The organism is Streptomyces sp. BE20 (assembly GCF_036322525.1).
In the GTDB taxonomy this organism is placed as follows: Bacteria; Actinomycetota; Actinomycetes; order Streptomycetales; family Streptomycetaceae; genus Kitasatospora.
In genome coordinates, this window is sequence record NZ_JAQYWW010000284.1 from 1 (window position 1) to 792 (window position 792).

Genomic DNA, 792 nt, shown 5'->3' on the forward strand with positions numbered 1-792 from the left:
GAGGCGCTGGCGACGGATCCGCAGCAGCGGTTGCTGCTGGAGACGTCCTGGGAACTGCTGGAGCGGGCGGGCATCGACCCGACGTCGCTGAAGGGGCAGCCGGTCGGCGTGTACGCCGGTCTGATGTACCACGACTACGCGACCGACCTCGCCGAGGTCCCCGACGGGCTGGAGGGCTACCTCGGCACGGGCAACGCGGGTTCGGTGGCGTCGGGCCGCATCTCCTACACCCTCGGGCTGGAGGGTCCGTCGGTGACGGTGGACACCGCCTGCTCGTCCTCGCTGGTGGCGCTGCACCTGGCCGCGCAGGCGCTGCGCGACGGGGAGTGCACGCTGGCGCTGGCCGGCGGTGTCGCCGTCATGGCCCGGCCCACCTCCTTCGTCGAGTTCTCCCGCCAGCGTGCGCTGTCGGCCGACGGCCGGGCCAGGGCCTACGCGGACGCGGCCGACGGCACCGCCTGGGCCGAGGGCGTGGGCCTGGTGCTGCTGGAGCGGCTGTCGGACGCGAGGCGGCTGGGTCACGAGGTGCTGGCCGTGGTGCGGGGTTCGGCCGTCAACCAGGACGGTGCGTCGAACGGCCTGACCGCGCCCAACGGCCCCTCGCAGGAGCGGGTGATCCGGGCCGCGCTCGCCGACGCCCGGCTGGGCGTGGCGGACGTCGACGCGGTGGAGGGTCACGGGACGGGGACGTCGCTGGGTGATCCGATCGAGGCGCAGGCGGTGCTGGCCACGTACGGGCAGGGTCGTCCGGCGGAGCAGCCGGTGTGGCTGGGTTCGTTGAAGTCGAACATC

The 792-nt window shown here is 74.0% G+C and carries 1 protein-coding gene; it reads left to right on the plus strand.

What is annotated here, in order from left to right:
• The coding region (locus PUR61_RS01600) for a polyketide synthase (protein WP_329874833.1) at positions 1–792 on the plus strand (792 nt) is incomplete at both ends.